25 protein-coding genes are annotated in these 16,776 nt (G+C 62.7%); 20 read left to right on the top strand and 5 right to left on the bottom strand.

What is annotated here, in order from left to right; all coding sequences use genetic code 11:
• The first annotated feature begins 248 nt into the window (after positions 1-248).
• The 11 genes from BP737_RS14790 (at position 249) to BP737_RS08080 (ending at position 5,066) form a co-directional block, all read left to right on the top strand.
• On the top strand, positions 249-575 hold the full coding sequence (locus BP737_RS14790; RefSeq protein WP_363318321.1) for a carbamoyltransferase C-terminal domain-containing protein: 327 nt from the start codon (positions 249-251) through the stop codon (positions 573-575).
• A gap of 222 nt (positions 576-797) precedes the next feature.
• Positions 798-944: a hypothetical protein gene (locus BP737_RS08125; protein WP_292409544.1), complete on the top strand. Its 147-nt coding sequence runs from the start codon at positions 798-800 to the stop codon at positions 942-944.
• Between the two features lie 13 nt (positions 945-957).
• Positions 958-1,275, top strand: coding sequence for a ferredoxin-thioredoxin reductase catalytic domain-containing protein (locus tag BP737_RS08120; protein WP_292409545.1), 318 nt, complete (start codon positions 958-960; stop codon positions 1,273-1,275).
• A complete protein-coding gene (locus BP737_RS08115) occupies positions 1,230-1,478 on the top strand; it encodes a hypothetical protein (protein WP_292561715.1) in 249 nt (82 codons plus the stop codon). The genes BP737_RS08120 and BP737_RS08115 overlap by 46 nt, the downstream gene beginning before the upstream one ends.
• Positions 1,479-1,565: 87 nt before the next feature.
• The gene (locus BP737_RS08110) at positions 1,566-2,645 is read left to right on the top strand and encodes a permease (RefSeq protein WP_292409549.1); all 1,080 of its coding nucleotides are present in this window, start codon (positions 1,566-1,568) and stop codon (positions 2,643-2,645) included.
• Between the two features lie 10 nt (positions 2,646-2,655).
• A complete protein-coding gene (locus tag BP737_RS08105; RefSeq protein WP_292383443.1) occupies positions 2,656-2,925 on the top strand; it encodes a hypothetical protein in 270 nt (89 codons plus the stop codon).
• The gene (locus BP737_RS08100; protein WP_292383441.1) at positions 2,922-3,155 is read left to right on the top strand and encodes a thioredoxin family protein; all 234 of its coding nucleotides are present in this window, start codon (positions 2,922-2,924) and stop codon (positions 3,153-3,155) included. The genes BP737_RS08105 and BP737_RS08100 overlap by 4 nt, the downstream gene beginning before the upstream one ends.
• 32 nt (positions 3,156-3,187) lie before the next feature.
• Positions 3,188-3,430 (top strand): thioredoxin family protein, encoded by a 243-nt coding sequence (locus BP737_RS08095; protein WP_292383440.1) that lies wholly within the window; start codon positions 3,188-3,190, stop codon positions 3,428-3,430.
• Position 3,431: 1 nt separating this feature from the next.
• Positions 3,432-4,304, top strand: coding sequence for a putative zinc-binding protein (locus BP737_RS08090; protein ID WP_292383438.1), 873 nt, complete (start codon positions 3,432-3,434; stop codon positions 4,302-4,304).
• 4 nt (positions 4,305-4,308) lie between these two features.
• Positions 4,309-4,716, top strand: coding sequence for an arsenate reductase ArsC (locus BP737_RS08085; protein ID WP_292383436.1), 408 nt, complete (start codon positions 4,309-4,311; stop codon positions 4,714-4,716).
• Between the two features lie 2 nt (positions 4,717-4,718).
• Positions 4,719-5,066: a putative zinc-binding protein gene (locus tag BP737_RS08080; protein WP_292383745.1), complete on the top strand. Its 348-nt coding sequence runs from the start codon at positions 4,719-4,721 to the stop codon at positions 5,064-5,066.
• 91 nt (positions 5,067-5,157) lie between these two features.
• Here BP737_RS08080 and BP737_RS08075 read toward each other — a convergent pair whose 3' ends face one another.
• A complete protein-coding gene (locus BP737_RS08075; protein ID WP_342686105.1) occupies positions 5,158-5,787 on the bottom strand; it encodes a peptidase C39 family protein in 630 nt (209 codons plus the stop codon).
• 621 nt (positions 5,788-6,408) lie between these two features.
• Here BP737_RS08075 and BP737_RS08070 point away from each other — a divergent pair.
• From BP737_RS08070 to BP737_RS08055, 4 genes are all read left to right on the top strand, one after another.
• A complete protein-coding gene (locus BP737_RS08070) occupies positions 6,409-6,717 on the top strand; it encodes a V-type ATP synthase subunit D (RefSeq protein ID WP_292383432.1) in 309 nt (102 codons plus the stop codon).
• Positions 6,718-6,887: 170 nt separating this feature from the next.
• Positions 6,888-7,427: a nitrophenyl compound nitroreductase subunit ArsF family protein gene (locus BP737_RS08065; protein WP_292383431.1), complete on the top strand. Its 540-nt coding sequence runs from the start codon at positions 6,888-6,890 to the stop codon at positions 7,425-7,427.
• A complete protein-coding gene (locus BP737_RS08060) occupies positions 7,424-8,140 on the top strand; it encodes an aromatic aminobenezylarsenical efflux permease ArsG family transporter (RefSeq protein ID WP_292409553.1) in 717 nt (238 codons plus the stop codon). Before BP737_RS08065 ends, BP737_RS08060 begins: the two co-directional genes overlap by 4 nt.
• Before the next feature lie 265 nt (positions 8,141-8,405).
• Positions 8,406-8,594: a hypothetical protein gene (locus tag BP737_RS08055; RefSeq protein WP_292409555.1), complete on the top strand. Its 189-nt coding sequence runs from the start codon at positions 8,406-8,408 to the stop codon at positions 8,592-8,594.
• A 254-nt stretch (positions 8,595-8,848) separates the two neighbouring features.
• Here the strand turns inward: BP737_RS08055 and arsB are convergent, their stop codons facing one another.
• From arsB to BP737_RS08040, 3 genes are all read right to left on the bottom strand, one after another.
• The gene (arsB, locus tag BP737_RS08050; protein ID WP_292383427.1) at positions 8,849-9,934 is read right to left on the bottom strand and encodes an ACR3 family arsenite efflux transporter; all 1,086 of its coding nucleotides are present in this window, start codon (positions 9,932-9,934) and stop codon (positions 8,849-8,851) included.
• Between the two features lie 136 nt (positions 9,935-10,070).
• Entirely contained in the window at positions 10,071-12,827 is a 2,757-nt protein-coding gene (locus BP737_RS08045; RefSeq protein ID WP_292409557.1) for a heavy metal translocating P-type ATPase, read from the bottom strand.
• A gap of 73 nt (positions 12,828-12,900) precedes the next feature.
• Complete coding sequence (locus BP737_RS08040; protein ID WP_292409572.1) at positions 12,901-13,194, bottom strand: ArsR/SmtB family transcription factor; 294 nt, start codon at positions 13,192-13,194, stop codon at positions 12,901-12,903.
• 239 nt (positions 13,195-13,433) lie between these two features.
• On the opposite strand from BP737_RS08040, the gene BP737_RS08035 reads away from it, so the two are divergent.
• The gene (locus tag BP737_RS08035) at positions 13,434-13,826 is read left to right on the top strand and encodes a DUF2703 domain-containing protein (RefSeq protein ID WP_292409559.1); all 393 of its coding nucleotides are present in this window, start codon (positions 13,434-13,436) and stop codon (positions 13,824-13,826) included.
• A 4-nt stretch (positions 13,827-13,830) separates the two neighbouring features.
• The gene (locus BP737_RS08030; RefSeq protein WP_292409561.1) at positions 13,831-14,196 is read left to right on the top strand and encodes a putative zinc-binding protein; all 366 of its coding nucleotides are present in this window, start codon (positions 13,831-13,833) and stop codon (positions 14,194-14,196) included.
• A 5-nt stretch (positions 14,197-14,201) separates the two neighbouring features.
• Here BP737_RS08030 and BP737_RS08025 read toward each other — a convergent pair whose 3' ends face one another.
• Positions 14,202-14,894, bottom strand: a complete 693-nt coding sequence (locus BP737_RS08025) for a nucleoside-triphosphatase (protein ID WP_342686104.1) — start codon at positions 14,892-14,894, stop codon at positions 14,202-14,204.
• A 215-nt stretch (positions 14,895-15,109) separates the two neighbouring features.
• On the opposite strand from BP737_RS08025, the gene BP737_RS08020 reads away from it, so the two are divergent.
• The 3 genes from BP737_RS08020 to BP737_RS08010 all read left to right on the top strand — a co-directional run.
• The gene (locus tag BP737_RS08020) at positions 15,110-15,787 is read left to right on the top strand and encodes a DUF5714 domain-containing protein (protein ID WP_342686103.1); all 678 of its coding nucleotides are present in this window, start codon (positions 15,110-15,112) and stop codon (positions 15,785-15,787) included.
• A 64-nt stretch (positions 15,788-15,851) separates the two neighbouring features.
• Positions 15,852-16,349, top strand: coding sequence for a peptidylprolyl isomerase (locus BP737_RS08015; protein WP_342686102.1), 498 nt, complete (start codon positions 15,852-15,854; stop codon positions 16,347-16,349).
• A gap of 13 nt (positions 16,350-16,362) precedes the next feature.
• Positions 16,363-16,776 (top strand): ribonuclease III domain-containing protein (locus BP737_RS08010; protein ID WP_342686101.1); only part of this gene is annotated, 414 nt, incomplete at its 3' end.

Raw genomic sequence — 16,776 nt, 5'->3', positions numbered from 1 at the left:
GTCGTACGGAGCATCCTGACCGTGGGGGAGAAGGCCGGAGCGGGTCATCATCAGCGATGCGCACCCGTTGGCGCTCGCCGGGGTCAAGCGAAGGGTACGAACGCATCGGATCTTCTCTTCCGACGATCGGCTGTCATCGGCCGGAGGACCTCCCGGGTTTCCACGGTGCTGTCTCTTTTCATCGGTCGACAATGCCGGCCCGATGAGCCGCCGGGACCCCCCATGGGGGTTCGACCCCCTCAAAAAGCCTGCTGAAGGAGTTCGAGATACTCACCGGCGTCCCGGTATTACTGAACACGAGTTTCAACGTGATGGGCGAGCCGATCGTGGAATCGCCGCAGGATGCTATCCGCTGCTTCTTCTCCACCGGTCTGGATTACCTGGTGTTGGGGAATTATATCGTCGGCAAGCAACCTGGCATGCTTCCCGATGTCTTGGCGGTTCGGGCATCCGCAACCTCCTGCAGCTCGCCGGTCTCCCTGGATCGGGAGAGCGTAGAGGATCCGGTTCCCCTGCAGCCCGCCGACGATCAGCCCTGCCTTCTCCAGGACCGGGAGGTGGCAGGAAGGTTTTGAGTCTGCCGGCCCGAGCACCGCTCTGGTGAAGCAGACAAAGAGCGGCTGCACAGGGGGCAGGCTCGCAAGCTCAACGGGAAATGCCCTGCCACCCCCGGTGGCTACCGGATGTCGTCATGCCTGGTGACAACTCCTTCAACTCGTTTTGAAACCAGAACCATTATAGGGTGGTGGCGCTCACACTATTTCAAATAATATTGAAACAGAGTGGGGCGTAGCACCATGACAGACGACACCAGCAAGAACCCAAAGGAAAGCCTCGCCGGACGGATCAAGAGACTCCTTGCGCCGGAAAACGACTGCGGCTGCAGTTGCAGTTGCGGCGGCGTGAAGGTCGTGTCGAAGAAGACGGACGAGAAGAAAGAGTGACCGGAAGCGGAGAATGGCCGACGAACCGACGACCCTGACCGAGGACGAACTGGTCGAAGAGATCCGTACCTGGGCGGAGAAGTACGCCCGCGAACACGACCTGGTGCTCAACCCGGACGAACGGGTGCGAAACGCTGTCCTCCGGGGGCTTGCCCGGAACCAGCTCAGGCATGGCGAGCGCTTCTGTCCCTGCCGCATCCGGAAAGGCGTGCCGGAAGAAGATGCGAAGATTGCCTGCCCCTGTGTCTACCACAAGGAGGAGATCGCGGTTGAGGGTCACTGCCATTGCAACCTCTTCTTCCGGAAGAGTGCGGTGGAGCAGGGGGGATAAAGACGGCCGACCCCCTGCTGACAGTCCCGATCGGAGTGGAACTCCCCCGGGTGCTGCTGGCTATCCTCATCGTCGCGGTCGCCTTCATGATCGGCGTGGCCCTCCTGATGACGATGAGGAATTTGCTAGCCATAACCGAATACAGCCGTCACTATATGCTGCAGGCGGAGCCGGAGCCGTCCGAAGGGACATGGGGGCGGTGAGGAGCTGAAACGGGCACCGTCACCACGGCCGGGATCGCCTGAATTACACACCGATACAGACATTGGAGCAATGTAAAGGAACTAACTATGATTGACATACTCATCGGCGCCCTTGCATCGGGGCTTGCCTCCGTGCTCGACTACCTCTCGGCGCATGTCCTTACCTGTCTGGTGCCGGCGTTCTTCATCGCCGGAGCCATCGCGGCCTTCGTCAAGAAGGATGCAATACTGAAGTATTTCAGCCCGGACACGCCCAAGCACATCTCCTACGGGATAGCATCGGTCTCGGGGACGATCCTCGCGGTCTGCAGCTGCACCATTCTCCCGATCTTTGCCGGAATCCTCAAGAAAGGGAGCGGCATCGGCCCGGCAACGACGTTCCTCTTTGCAGGTCCCGCCATCAACATCCTCGCGATCATCTACACCGCATGGGTGCTCGGCTTCGACCTCGGGATAGCACGGGCGATCTCGGCGGTCGTGCTCGCGATCGTCATCGGGCTTCTCATGGCGCTGATCTTCCGGTCGACGGACGTCGAGACGCTCAAGAAGAAGGCGATGGCGCCGAGTGTCGCCGGGGCATGCGAGGAAGAGAAACCGCGCTGGGTCACGCCGGCGTTCTTCGCCCTCCTGGTCGGGGTGCTGGTCTTCGGCGCTTCGCCGCTTGACTGGGCGCTCCGGCTCGGCATCGTCTACATTCTCACGCTCGCGATCGCCGTCCTGCTCATTTACTATTACGACCGGGACGAGGTGACCGACTGGGGGATGGAGACCTGGGATCTCACGAAGAAGATCTTTCCGATCCTGATCGCCGGGACATTCCTTGTCGGGATCATCGCCTTCTTCCTCCCGCCGGAGACCTTCCAGCCCTACTTCGGGAACAACTCGCTCGGCGCGAACTTCCTTGCGGCGATCGCAGGGTCGATCCTTTACATGCCGACGCTGCTTGAGGTCCCGATCATCGGCACGACCTTTGGCTACTCGTCGGGGCTGATGGCCAGCGGTCCGGCGCTCGCCCTCCTGCTATCCGGGCCGACGATCAGCCTCCCCTCCGTCCTCGTCATCCACCGGATCATGGGGGCGAAGAAGACAGCGGCCTACGTGGCGCTGGTGGTCGTCTTCGCGACCATTGCCGGGTTCCTCTTCGGGAACGGGATGCTACTCATATAGGGGAGAACCTATGGAGACAAAGAAGAGAGAGAAACCCTGCTGCGCCGCCGAGGCCATGCGCCGGATCCGCCGGATCGATGTCGGCGGGGTCGTCGTTGGGCTTGCGATGCTCGACGGTATCCTGGCCGATACGGTCGCCCTTAACCTCTCTGGCGAGATTGCTATCGGCGGTGAACTGATGAAACAGGTAAAGATCTACAACTACATCCCGAAGGAAGCGGAACCGCTCTACCGGGCGGCGCTCCTTCGTGAGTACCAGAACGAGGTGAAGAAACGATGAAGGTGGAAGTGCTCGGAACCGGCTGCGCCAAATGCAAGCGGCTCGCAAAGAACGTGGAGACGGCAATCAAGGAACTCGGCATCGAGGCCGAAGTCGTCAAGGTCGACGATATCACCGAGATCATGGACCGCGGCGTGATGCTGACGCCGGCTCTTGCCGTCGACGGGGAACTGAAGGTCTCGGGCCGGGTGGCGGACGTCAAGGAGATCAAGGAGATCCTGCAGGGGTGAGATCCCTCTTCCCCTGCAAAGGAGTCTGAGAGATGGTGCTGGTTGAAGTATTCGGGACCGGCTGCGCCAAGTGCGGGCGGATGATCAAAAATGTCGAGATCGCGGTCAGGGAACTCAAGATCGATGCGGAGATCCGCAAGATCGAGAGCCTCGATGCGATGATCGAGCGGGGCGTGATGCTGACGCCGGCGCTCTACGTTGACGGCGAGGCCAAAGTCGTCGGCCACGTCCCCTGCGTTGAGGATATCAAACAGATACTGCTCGGAGAGAAGTGAGATGGCAGAACAGACAGTGCCCCGGTGTGCCTGTGGGGGTGGTGCGGAGCCGGAAGGCGGAACGAAGCGGATCATCTTCGCCTGCGCCGGCGCATCGAAGGCCGGCCAGCTCTCGAACGAGGCTGCCGTCCAGTTGACGGAGGAAGGATACGGAAATATCGCCTGCACGGCCTCACTTGCCGTCGGGACACCCTCGATCAAGAAGAAGGTCGAGACGGCGGACGAGGTGATCGTCATCGACGGCTGCCCGGTCGGGTGCGCCTGCCAGATCGCCGAGCGGGCCGGGATTACACCCGACCAGGAGATCGTGGTCACGGACCTCGGGATCGAGAAGGGCGGAAGCCTCGATCTCTCCGAAGAAGACGTGGAGAAGGTTGTCTCCGCCGCCTGGGAGGGGCGGGGAAGAGAGAAGCAGGAGCAGAAGTCTGAGGTCTCCGGTGGATGCGGCTGCGGTTGCGGTACCGATTGCGGTTGCGAGGGGCCGGCGGAGACTCTCGTCGTCGAATGGCGGCATATCGGAAGAGACATTGAGAACACCTGCGAGCGGTGCGGTGAGACTGGACGGACGGTGATAGACGTAGTCGAGCAGATACGCCCCATCTTAGAGGAGGAGGGCATCGCGGTCCGGGTTGTCGAGACCGCCCTCGAGAATGAAGCGATCGCAGAGTCGAACAGCATCCTCTTCAACGGCGTGCCGCTCGAGAAACTCATCGAGGGTATGGAGGTCACAACTACGCCCTGCGCCTCCTGCGCCTGCATCACCGGGCAGGATAACGCGGAGTGCCGGGCAATCGAGTATAACGGCGAGCGTTACGAGTCGATCCCGCCGGAGCTGATCGCCCGGGCGGCACTCAAAGCGCTCGGGCTGGAGTGATACCATGAAGAAGAAAGTCCTCTTCGTCTGCACCCACAATGCTGCCCGCTCGCAGATGGCGGAAGGCTACCTGAACGCCCGCTACGGCGACCGCTATGAGGCCTTCTCGGCCGGCACCGCGCCGGGAACCCTGAACCCCTACGCGGTCCGGGCGATGGCCGAGATCGGGATCGACATCTCCGGCCACCGCTCAAAGGATCTTGGTGTGTTCGACGAGCAGGAGATGGATCTCCTCGTCGCCGTCTGTGAAGGAGGGCTCTGCCCCTTCTTCCCCTGGGCGAAGGAGGAGATCCACCGGGAGTTCCCGGACCCCTCGAACCTCACCGGCACCGATGAGGAGATCATGGCCGGTGTCCGGCGGATCCGGGACGAGATCACCGCCTGGATCGATACGACGTTCGGAGAAGCGTGACGATGGCGGTCACCGTCATCACCTGTTCCGGGATCTCGAACACCGGAAAGCTGACCGCCCAGGCCGGTGCGGCGCTCATGCGCCGCTACGGCGGGATGGTCGAGGCGTGCCTTGCGGCCACCCGGCCGACGGCGTCCTTGGAGAATGCGGTCCGGCACGCGGATCGCGTCCTGGTGCTGGATGGGTGCGGCGACTGTTGCGGGAAGAAGAAGGTGCAGGCGCTCGGAATCGAGCCGCACCTGCATATTGTCGCAACTGACTGCGGTATCGAGAAGAATGGGATGGCCGAACCGCGATTCGACGAGATCGAGCGCCTTTCAGCTGCCGTGCTTGAAGCGATCAGGGGATGAACCGCGGGTTGCCCGGCCATACCTGATCACATGTGACACACTCCCGGTAGATTCAGTGGTCCGGTACGCACGAACCGCAGAACGGCAGGGGTCACTCCCTCCAGACCTCCACCATGGATTGGTCGCCATGGTATCCGATAAACTCCTTGAGAGTGGATATCCTGGTCTTTCTTTTTCGGTGAACGGCATCAAGGGGATTGTTGTAGTAAAGGAACGCGTCATCGATTCCGGTCACCACAACCCAATGGGGCAGGTCTTCGTTGCTGCATACCAGGGAGTTTATCACGATCAACGGAACACGGTTCAGGGAGAGCGAGGTGCGGATGGTTCTGCCGGTGATTGCTTGCCGTCGTTCCCGGACCCCCAGCCTTCTGCATCGGATTCTTCTTTCGAAAAATTGCTCTCTAAGCAGTTGCATTTTCGGATCGCTCAGAGGTGGAACGACCTTTTCAACGAAATCGATTCTCCCCGTGTTGCTGGCAACTCCGGCAGAAAATCCACGGACGGCCGCAGAAAATGCCAGGCCGTACCTGCTTGTCCCGCGGACGGCAATGAGGTTTGCTTCCCGCCAGATATCGATCTCGAGATCCGTTCCAGTGCGCACGCTGTCATCCAGGTATTTCAGAGCCATCATCAGTGCGGCCGGACCGCACGTGAAGTCGTAATGCTGGCGGTAAAATGGGATATCCAGGTCGATTGACGCTCCTCGCTCGGCTCGCATGCCCTGCCTCCTCTCTGTGGATTGGATGAGTATCCTCAGATATCATTTAGTTTCCTGCTTCATCGATTCCTGAAGTGCACCGGGACGCTCCGTCCGGCGTGGTCTCCTCAATACCACTTCAAACAGCCTGTTCTTCGTTACGGATGAGCCTTCCGCACTGATTCAATTTTTTTTTGAAAAGGTTTGATACCAGTGACAGTGAGGACTTCACTGATGACCATGGACGATTACGCCGGAGAGAGCGTGTCTGCCGCTTTGCTGGCCATTAGAGAGACGACCAGCCGTTTTCGCCCCGTAACTCGACTGTCCGGGCGGCAGGCGGATGGACCGGGCAGCGATCCCGCACCGGGTGCCATGACCCTCGAAGCGGTTATATTACGGCGACAACTATAGCGTGGCGAGTTCGATGCTCTCAACCGTACTCTTCCCAGTCGCCCCCTCCGACACCACCAAACGGATGTTCTGCACCGTCCGCGAGCTGGTCGGCACCGGGGCCGGCGAGATTGCCTTCTTCCATACCGTCGAGAAGCGGGAGGCGGAAGCCGTTCCTGGGCGGCCATCGAATACGCCAGCGAGGTTCTCGAAGACTGGAGCCGGACTCTCGAAGCGGCCGGGACGCCCGTGGTCAGGTCCGAGGTGGCGGTCGGAACACCATGGATAGAGATCGTCGACCGTGCGTCGCCCCATATCGTCCTTGCTGCAGCCTGCTTCTCTCGGGTGCTGTACCTGGCGCTCCTTCTCGGGGAAGAGGAGGAGACTCTCCGGGCGCTTGAGAGGAGTATCACACGGACACGCCGGAAGGTGAACGCGATGGACAGGGTGCTGATACCCCGCATCGTCGAGACCCTGCGGTATATCGAGGAGCAGGAGCGGGAGGATCTCCACCGCAGGAAGATCACCCGGGCAAAGAAGCGGGGTGAGCCGGAGTGACCGCTGCCGCGGATCGCCCCCGACACGCAGTGGAGGAGAGCCGATATTTCCGGCAGGGGGATGCGGTGATGGAGCACCCCTGGATAAAGCATATATATCAACCTGCACAAGAACACAGAATCATTTCAAACCAAATTGTAACAGCCAATCCAGCGACAGGAGTGTCCTTGATGAAAACAAAACAACCATGCAGTCCTGATGCCCCGCGCGTGCCCCGGGGGCCTGCCTGCAGCATAACCGGACGAAAGGTCCTGCCATTAGTTGCGCTGGCGGTGCTCCTCGCCTTCACCGCCCTCTTCGCAGGGTGTACGGCAGCACCAGGCGGAGCGGATGCAGCCACCATCTCGCCGCTCAACGGCACCGTCACGAAAGTCGAAGTCATCCACTTCACCGCGCCGAACCAGTGCTACTCCTGCGTGGTGCTCGGCGACTACGCCGAAGAGACCGTGAAGACACACTTCCCCGGTGAACTCGGCTCAGGGAAGCTCGTCTTCGATCACGTCGATGTCGCCGACCCGGAAAAGAAGGAGATCGTCGAGCGTTACGGGGCGACCGGCTCGTCGCTCTGGATCGGCACCTACGACGACCAGGGTGGGTTCTCCAAAGAGGAGGATACCCGGGTCTGGTACAAACTCAACGACAAGCCCGGATTCATGCAGTATCTCAAGACGCTGATCGGGATGCGTCTCGCCGGGGACTTCTCGCAATGAGCCTGATGGGGTTCATGGAGACGATGGGGACGAGCAGTGTTCCCCTCGTCGCCGCGTTCTTCATCGGGTTGATGATGGCCCTCTCGCCCTGTCCGCTCGCGACGAACGTCGCCGCGATCGGTTACCTTTCCCGCCGGATCGGTAACCCGGGGCAGACCCTCCTCGCCGGGGCGCTCTACAGCGCGGGGAGGATGGTCGTCTACGTCGGCATCGCCGCAGCGATTGTGACCCTCGGGCTCTCCGTTCAGGGGATCTCGCTCTTCCTCCAGACCTGGGGCGAGGTGCTCGTCGGCCCGCTGCTGATCGCGATCGGGGTCGTGATGCTCGATCTCGTCCCGCTCCCCTCCTTTCGGGGCGGCAGCAGGCGGTTTGCCGCATTCAAGGAGCGGGTCGCCGACCGGGGGCTCGCGGGAAGTTTCATCCTCGGCGTGCTCTTCGCATTGACCTTCTGCCCCTTCTCGGCGGTGCTCTTCTTTGCGATGCTCGTCCCGCTGGCGCTCCGGACCTCTGACCCGCTCGGGGTACCGGCGGTCTTTGCCGTCGCGACCGCTCTGCCGGTGATCGCGTTCTCGCTGATCATGGTGACCGGGATCGCGAAGGTGGGGAGCGCGATGAAGGCGGCGGAGAGGTTCGAGTACTGGACGCGGCGCATCGTCGGGGTGCTCTTCATCGGGATCGGGGTCTACCTCCTCGCGGCAATGCTGATTGGGTGAGGTTGAATACCACCGTCGTGCAGGGTCTACCATCGTTCTCCGGGCCCGCGCCGTTTCCCTCCCCCACGCGGCGCGTATGCGTGGGGACCAGGCTCCTGTCCGTGACCGGTCTGAACCGTCCTGCAGGTCCCTGCTGCGTGCTACAGGGATTCAATGTTATCGGAATGAGAAACGGACCATGAACTTCAATTAAGTAGTGCATGGACAGATTACTCTACACGGAAAAGGCCCCATGTCTTCCAACGAGCGACGGATAAAAAGCCGGATGAAAGTCGGTGCAGGGTTCGCGTTCTTCGGACTGGCGTGCCCGTTCTTCTGGTTGAATCTGTTTTATGGCGACTCCGGGTTTGAGACCTGGGTTTACGGCATCCATTCCGCTATTTTCATCATCATCGGACTTACACTGCTGGGAAAAGGGTGGTACGACCTGAAACGGGTCCGAATTAATGCCTAGATGAGAGCGCTCGTTGAACAAGATCCCCTCACATCCTCTTCGGCATCATACCCGTGCCGCTCGGGAGATCCGCTGCCCATCAGGGCTCCCGGTTATTGGGGGGAGGCGCCGGGGTCGCAGAGGACCTGTCCCCGGGACCCCGTTGGCGCCTCCTGGTAGCAGGCGGACGTTGATCGCCGAACCCTCTCTCGAACCTCTTCGCGGGCTGTCAAGACCTCCCCCTCAATTCCACGCAGGTGCAGGCAGGACAGGGTTCATACGACCCCCTGATCGATGGCGCACTGTGCGGCCGGCTCATTCGCGTACCACCGTTTTTTGAGCCAGAGCGCGACGTTGACGAGCCCTATCAGGATCGGCACCTCGATGAGCGGGCCGATCACGGTGGCGAATGCGACCTGCGAGCCGATGCCGAAGACCGCAACAGCGACGGCGATGGCGAGTTCGAAGTTGTTCGACGCTGCTGTGAAGGCCAGGGTCGCCGAACGCGGGTAGTCGACGTTGAGCCGGTGGCTCATCCAGAACGCGACGAAGAACATCACGAGGAAGTAGATCAGGAGCGGGATCGCGACCCGGACGACGTCGAACGGGACCTGGATGATGTTCGCCCCCTGGGTCGAGAACATCACGATGATCGTGAAGAGCAGGGCGACGAGGGTCAGGGGCGAGATCCGCGGGATGAACCGGGTCTCATACCACTCCTTCGATCGTACCCGAAGCAGGATAAAGCGGGTCAGAAACCCGGCGATGAACGGGATGCCGAGGTAGATGAAGACCGAGGTCGCGATCTCGGCGATCGTGATGCTGATCGCGGTGCCGGTCCCGATCCCGAGGAGCGGCGGCAGAACCGTGATGAAGATGTACGCGTAGATCGAGTAGAAGAAGACCTGGAAGACGGAGTTTAAGCCCACCACCGCGGCACAGTAGTCGCAGCTCCCGCCAGCGAGGTCGTTCCAGACGATCACCATCGCAATACAGCGCGCGATCCCGATCAAAATCAGGCCGTACATCAACTCCGGCCGGTCGGCGAGGAAGAGGACCGCGAGGGCGAACATCAGGACCGGGCCGACGACCCAGTTCTGGAAGAGCGATAAGCCCAGCACCTTCCGGTCGCGGAAGACGCTGCCGAGTTCCTCATACCGGACCTTCGCGAGCGGCGGGTACATCATCACGATCAGGCCGATCGCAATCGGGATCGAGGTCGTGCCGACCGCAAAGCCGGTGATCGCCTGCGGGACCGAGGGGAAGAAGTAGCCGATCCCGATCCCGATCGCCATCGCAAGGAAGATCCAGAGAGTCAGGTAGCGATCAAGGAACGAGAGCCGTTTCATAGTTTCAGCCATGGTTGTTCTCCGTGGTGTCCGGGGGTGTGCCAGCCCCCGGGCTGGCGACGTCCAGCCCCGGGGATCGACCATCGACCAGCATAATCATCGTCTTTTGTTGCATCAAGTCGCCTCGATTTGGTCCGTGTAACTGCAATCAGCGCCGGTCCCCAGGGACCGCGGTCACGCCCGCCTTCTTCACCGCCATCACGATATCGTCGACCGAGACAGCGGCCGGGTCGTAGGCGACCTTCAGCTGGTTCGTGATCCCATTCAGGGTGAAAGTGGTCACCCCCTTCAGGGCCTTCACCCGTCTCTCGACCATCTGCCCCTCACAGGCGCAACCGAGCCCTTCGAGCCGGAACGTCGCGGTCGCAGGACCGGACGATCCGGAACCGTTGCCGGGGATGGGGGCTGGAGGCAGCACCTCGTCGGCAGGCTCTCCGCAACAACAGCAACCTTCTGTCTCGACGAGGATTGAGGTCGGCAAATCCCAGTCGAGCGACGTATCACCGCAGGAACATCCGGCCCCCGGGGAGGCTGTCGCCGTCGATGCCGCACCAACGTCCTCCGCGCCGGAACAGCACGAACCTGTCGCCCCGGCGGCGACGGAGATCTGCGGCTCTCCGCACGAACAGCAACCGGCTCCGGCCGTTGAAGGAACGGGTAGCACATCGCCCGCAGGAGCGGCACAGGAACAGCAGCCAACAGTCGCCGTCGCCTGCGCTGCAGTCGGAATGGCGGGAGCCCCTATTTGGGCAACAGCGGGGCTCTCAGGTTCGGCACCGCTCCGCCACGTCAACAGACGCAGGGCGTTCAAGATCACGAAGACCGCGCTCCCCTCGTTCAGGAGCAGGCCCGTGACCAGCCCGAGGTAGCCGAGCAGGGCCGCCACGACCATGAACGCGACGTTGATCAGCGAGACGGCGATGTTCTGCCGGATCACGGTGACCGTTCGGTGCGAGAGTTCACGCACATACGCCAGTTTCCCGAGGTCGTCGGACATCAGCACCACGTCGCCGGCCTCGATCGCGATGTCCGTGCCTGCCGCGCCCATCGCGATGCCGACGTCCGCGGCGGCCATGGCCGGTGCGTCGTTGATGCCGTCGCCGACCATGGCCACTGCACCGTACCGCTCTCTCAACTGCCGCACCACGTCGACCTTATCCGTCGGCAGGAGCTGCGCCCGGTATTCATCCACACCGACACGCTGTGCGATGGCCCGGGCGCTCCGCTCGTTGTCCCCGGTCAACATCACGGTCCGGACACCGGCGTGTTTTAACCGCTGCAAGGCCTCGACAGCGCCGGGCCGCACCTCATCGGCGATCGCGACCAGGCCGGCGAGCGTCCCGTCGCGGCTGACCAGGACCACGGTCCGGCCTTCACCCTCGATCCGGGCGATCGTCTCCTCCGCGTGACCGATCTCGATACCCTCTTCGAGCATGGCGCGGGGGCTGCCGATGCGGCATGCCTGGCCGTCCACCGTCGCCGCGACCCCGCGCCCGGCCGTCTCCTCGAACTGAACGGCCGGCCGACCCGAGAACGTCCCGCTCTCGCGAGCCTTCCGGACGATCGCGGCCGCGAGGGGGTGGCCTGACCGCGACTCGATGCAGGCGGCAAGGTCGAGCAGTTCATCCCCGGTGAGATCGTCAAAGGTCACGACATCCGTGACCGCGGGCCGTCCGATGGTCAGGGTCCCGGTCTTGTCGAACGCGATCGCCTTCACCGTCTCGATGGTCTCAAGGTAGGCGCCGCCCTTGAAGACGGTTCCCTGCTTTGCAGCGTTCGCCATTGCGCCCACCACCGCGACGGGCACGGAGAGCGCAAGGCCGCAGGAGCACGAGACCACGAAGACGACGAGCCCGCGGTAGATGAACGGGTACCACTCGGCACCGAAGAAGAGCGGCGGCACGGTGGCGACCAGCACCCCGAGGACGAACATGACCGGCGTGTACCACTTCCCGAAGGAGTCCGAAAATCGCTGGTATGATGTCCGTTTCGCCTGCGCCTCCTCGACCGAGAGGATGATCCGGGAGAGCATCGTTTCGGACGCCGGTTTTGTGACCCGGACCTCGAGTGACCCGTTCTGGTTGATCGTCCCGGCGAAAACGTCCTCGCCGGGGCCGCGGTGCACGGGAACCGGTTCTCCCGTGACCGCTGCCTGGTCGACATACGACGACCCCGCGACGACCGTGCCGTCGACCGGCACCCGCTCGCCCGGTCGGACGATCACGACTTCGCCGACGCTGATCGTCTCGACCGCACAGATGGTCTCGCGGCCGTTGCGCCGGACCAGCGCTTCTTTCGGCACGAGCGCCATGAGCGACCGGATCGCACCCCGGGCTTTATCCACGGCGTAGGACTCGAGGACGTCGCCGAGCGAGTAGACGATGATCAGGACCGCGGCCTCCCCCCAGAGTCCGAGCGCCATCGCGCCGACAGAGCCGATCAGCATGAGCAGGTGGATCGTCGGCGTCAGGTTCTTGAGCGCGATCAGCGCCTTTCGTGCCGGGTAGTAGACGCCGATGAGCACGGCGAGCAGGTAGAGCCCGTTCACGATGGTGAGCGACGTCCCGAGGTATCCCGCGGCGAAGGCGATCACCGCGGTGAGGAAGCTCCCGTAGAGGGCGAGCTGTTGCGGCTCACGCCACCAGGTGCTCTTCCGCCCCTCGCTCCGCACCTGCGAGGCGGTCATCCCCGTCTCAGCGACGGTGCGGATGATCTCCTGGACACTGACGATCGCGGGATCGTAGGTGATCCGGGCCTGGCCGGTGACCGGCGTAATCTCGTGGCCCCGGACGCCGGCAAGGGCGTCCAGTTTCCGGGCGAGCAGGTCGGCGTTGCAGGTGCAGTCCATCCCCTGAATCTGCAGGGTAACCGTATCGGTATCGGATGTTGATGATGCGGTGCTCATCTCGCTTCCATCTCCTGGCGTGGAGATCCCGAACAGGAGACCGCTCCTTCGAATACTCTCACACCATTGTTCGTCATGGTGATCCCCCACAGGAAATCGGTACTTCAATCTTCTGAATATCGAGGATCTCCAGGATCTGGACCGCCTGGCCCGACCTGATCCTGTACCAGATGTTCACACCGTCCCTCCGCGACTCGAGAACCCCGGCCTCCTCCAGGACCCTGAGATGCTGCGAAACCGTCGGCTGTGCCTTTCCGACGGCCGGCACGAGTGTACACGCACATCGCTCGCCGTCCATCAGGCATTGGACGATCTTTATCCGCGTCTCGTCGGCGAGAGCTTTCAGCAGTTTTATCCTCCCCTGCATATCCACAAATTGGTATATTCAAATATATGAATATGATCGCGCTGGTCGGGATCTGGCGTCTCCTGAGTCGGGCCCGACCGGAGACGGGTCTGGGCCGCCGGGAATGAGGAGAATGTCCGCGGTGAAGACGTCTGCAGAGACGATCACCTGCGATGCTGAACGCTGCCCCCCGGCTCCGGGACCGGTGGCATGGCGGAGAGGCGACAGAAAGATGTCCCGTCGATTCCCAAGATGATACCATGAAGAAGGAACTCGTCATCGAATGGAAGCACATCGGGAACGAGATCGAGAAGACCGCCGAAGAGTTTGAGGAGACCGGAATGACGCTCTCGGCCGTTCTCGCGGAGATCCGGATGCTCCTCGAGATGGAGGGGATCAGCGTCCGGGTGGATGAGACCGTCCTCCCCGATGATGCCCCCGCCGGTTCGGAGGCTCTCCTCTTCAACGGGGTGCCGATCGAGGAACTTCTCGCGGGGGTCGAGGTGACTGCCGCATCCTGCTCCTGTGCATCCTGCGACTCCTGCGGGGGAGACGCGGAGTGCCGGACGCTCTGCTACAACGGCGAGGAGTACGAGGCAATCCCGCCGGAACTGATCGGGCGGGCGGCCGCAAAAGCCCTTGAGCTGGAGTGAGTCCGTGGCGGAGCCCGTCACCCTCGTCACGTGTTCAGGCCTCTCGAACACCGGGAAGTTGACCGCCCGGGCAGGCATGGTGGTCTGGCAGCGGTACCCGGAATCCGTGGAGGCGTTGCTCCCGGCAAACCGCCCGCCGGCCTCGCTCGAGGAGGCGACACGCTCCGCGGGGCGTGTCCTCGCGCTGGACGGCTGCGAAGACACCTGTGCGCTCAAAAAACTCCGGGAGATCGGGGTCGAGCCGGACCTGCACGTCGTCGCGACCGGGTGCGGGATCGTGAAGAACGGCATGGCGGAGCCGCGGTTCGACGAGATCGAGCGGCTCGTGGGGGTGGTGATTGGGGCGATCCGGGACGGGCAGCAGCCCTGAGCGCATCACTCCTCCGGGCCATAGCATCGCCGGAGAATTACCGGGGCGTTTGGCGAGGCTCCGGCGGCTGCATCCGCAAGCAGCGGGGGATCGCCGGCGATGCGGCCCCCGGGGAGCGGGAAATCTGGAGCCCCGGAGGCCGTCTGCGCCTCCCGCCACTCCCAGACGGCATCCATCACGTCGCCTGCCGTCGCCATCACGCTTGCCGTCCCGACGTCCACCACGACGGGGTTTGCGATCTTCCAGCGCTCGATGACCGTATTGAGGAGCCGGCGCCGGACAGTCCAGATCATGGGGGGATGGGGGTGCGCGAGCAGCCGGTCGATCTGCTCCGCCCAAACCTCACCCTGGAGCTCGAACCTTCCCACCTCGTCGATGACCACAAGATCGGTCTCCCGGGGGTCCGGCGGCGCGAGCGCCCGGCGGCCGAACGCGAGCCCTTCGGGCCGGAAGTAGAACCGGCCGTGAATCTCGCACCGGGGATCGGGGTCGATTGAGGAGAGTTCCTCGACCTCACCGGTGGCGAGGTCGATGAGGGCGAACCCCGACCTCCGCCCGTCCCGCACGTAGCCGGGAGAGATCACGCCCCGGACCCGCACGTTCAGCCCGACGGTGAACCCGAGAACCAGGTGCAGGAACGTCGTCTTGCACTGGCCCTGCTCGCCGGTGATGATGAAGACCGGTGTCCGGTCGCTCATCCGGGGAGACCCCCGGTTATGAGGGCTGAACAGGGGGGTAAGGGAATCTCCCGGCCGGGGTCCGGGTTGACGTTTGCTCCGGAGTACATGGGTATACATTGTGGCTTTCGGTATAAAACACTTTTACTTGCTGTTATTGTTAAAACATTGTGGTTTACTGGCGGATGGGAACCGGCCCCGAAACTCTTATGCGAGATCCGGCGCCAGGAGTATCCATGGACCAGGAGAAGGCCTGCACGGCCTGCAGAAAGAACCTCGTCCCGCGTGAAAAAGGACCGGAGAAGGCACCGCAGGGGGAGGACACCCTCTCCGGGGCCGACCGCGCGCTCTCGAACCTCGACCTGATCGAGCAGGTCTGCAGGACGACGACGCTCGAGGACCCGCTCGCAATCGCCTGCAGGATCATGCAGCGTCCCCAGATCAGCCTCCACGGCCCGGAGCACCACTTTCTCGTGCCGGCCGTCCTGATCGCGGCATACTACAACCACCGGGGGAGCCCGGAGAAGAAGGACCCGGCGCTCCGGCAGGCGAGGAAGCGGGCCGAAGCCGTCCAGCCAGCCTTCTGCGGCACCCACGGGACCTGCGGCGCGGCGATCGGCACCGGGATCTTCATGAGCCTGATCACGCACTCCGGCCCGCTGAAGAAGGAGGAGTGGTCGCTCTCGAACCAGATGACGGCGCGGAGCCTGACGGCGATTGCCGTAAGCGGCGGGCCGCGCTGCTGCAAGCGGGACTCGTGGCTCGCGATCGGCGAGGCGGTGAAGTTCCTCGCCGAGAAGTGCGATATCCATCTCCCGGTGACGGAACATATCGCGTGCGAGTACGCCACCATAAACCAGGACTGCACGGGGTATGAATGTCCGTTCTACCCCGGTGAGGAGACCGGTGCGTGAGGGGGCATACCCCCGCATATCATATAAGTAGCAACGGCGGACAATACCTTACGGAGATTTTCTTATGACTGACCAGACGAATGGAACGCAGGTCGTGCTCCACACGACCATGGGAGATATTACGATTCGCCTTTACGACGACATGCCCGTGACTGCGGGGAACTTTGCAAAACTGGCGAGATCCGGATTCTATGACGGCACGATCTTCCACCGGGTGATCGCCGGGTTCATGATCCAGGGCGGCGACCCGACCGGCACCGGGACAGGCGGCCCGGGCTACACCATCACCGACGAGTTCGTGAAGGGCCATTCGAACGCCCGCGGGACGATCGCCATGGCGAACACCGGCCGCCCGAACAGCGGCGGCAGCCAGTTCTTCATCAACCTGGTGAACAACGACTTCCTCGACTGGGACAACCCCAAGACGCCGAGCGCCCACCCGGTCTTTGGCGAGGTGGTTGAGGGGATGGACATCATCGACAAGATTGCGAAGGTGAAGACGAGCTCTTCCGACAAGCCAAAGACGCCCGTCCGGATCGAGAAGGCCGAAGTCGTGGAGTAACCCCCTCTTTTTTATGCGCCACAGTGACGCCGGCCACGATCCGGCAGAGATTGAGGAGCGGATCGGCTACACCTTCAATGACCACGCACTTCTTGAGCGGGCGCTCACCCGCCTCGCGTACACCCTGGAGGCGGGCCTTCCCCCCGAGACCCACATGGACGCTCTTGCCACCCTCGGCGATGCGGTCATCAACGTGGTCGTCGTGGAGGCGGTCGTCATGGGCGGGGTGCACGATAAAGGCGCGATCACCAACCGGAAGATGAACCTGGTGAATATGACCCGGCTCAGGGGGCTCGCGGAAGACCTCGACCTCGCCGACTACGTCCGCTGGGGAAAAGGGGAGGCCGCCCAGAGGGTCTGGACCTCCGGCCGGGTCCTCGCCGAGTGCCTGGAAGCGCTCGTCGAGGACCCGGCCGGAGGTCCAGAC

Source organism: Methanoculleus sp. UBA291 (genome assembly GCF_002499755.1).
In the GTDB taxonomy this organism is placed as follows: Archaea; Halobacteriota; Methanomicrobia; order Methanomicrobiales; family Methanoculleaceae; genus Methanoculleus; species Methanoculleus palmolei.
Note: the sequence above shows the minus strand (reverse complement) of the source record. Positions and strands in the feature narration are given on the sequence as shown.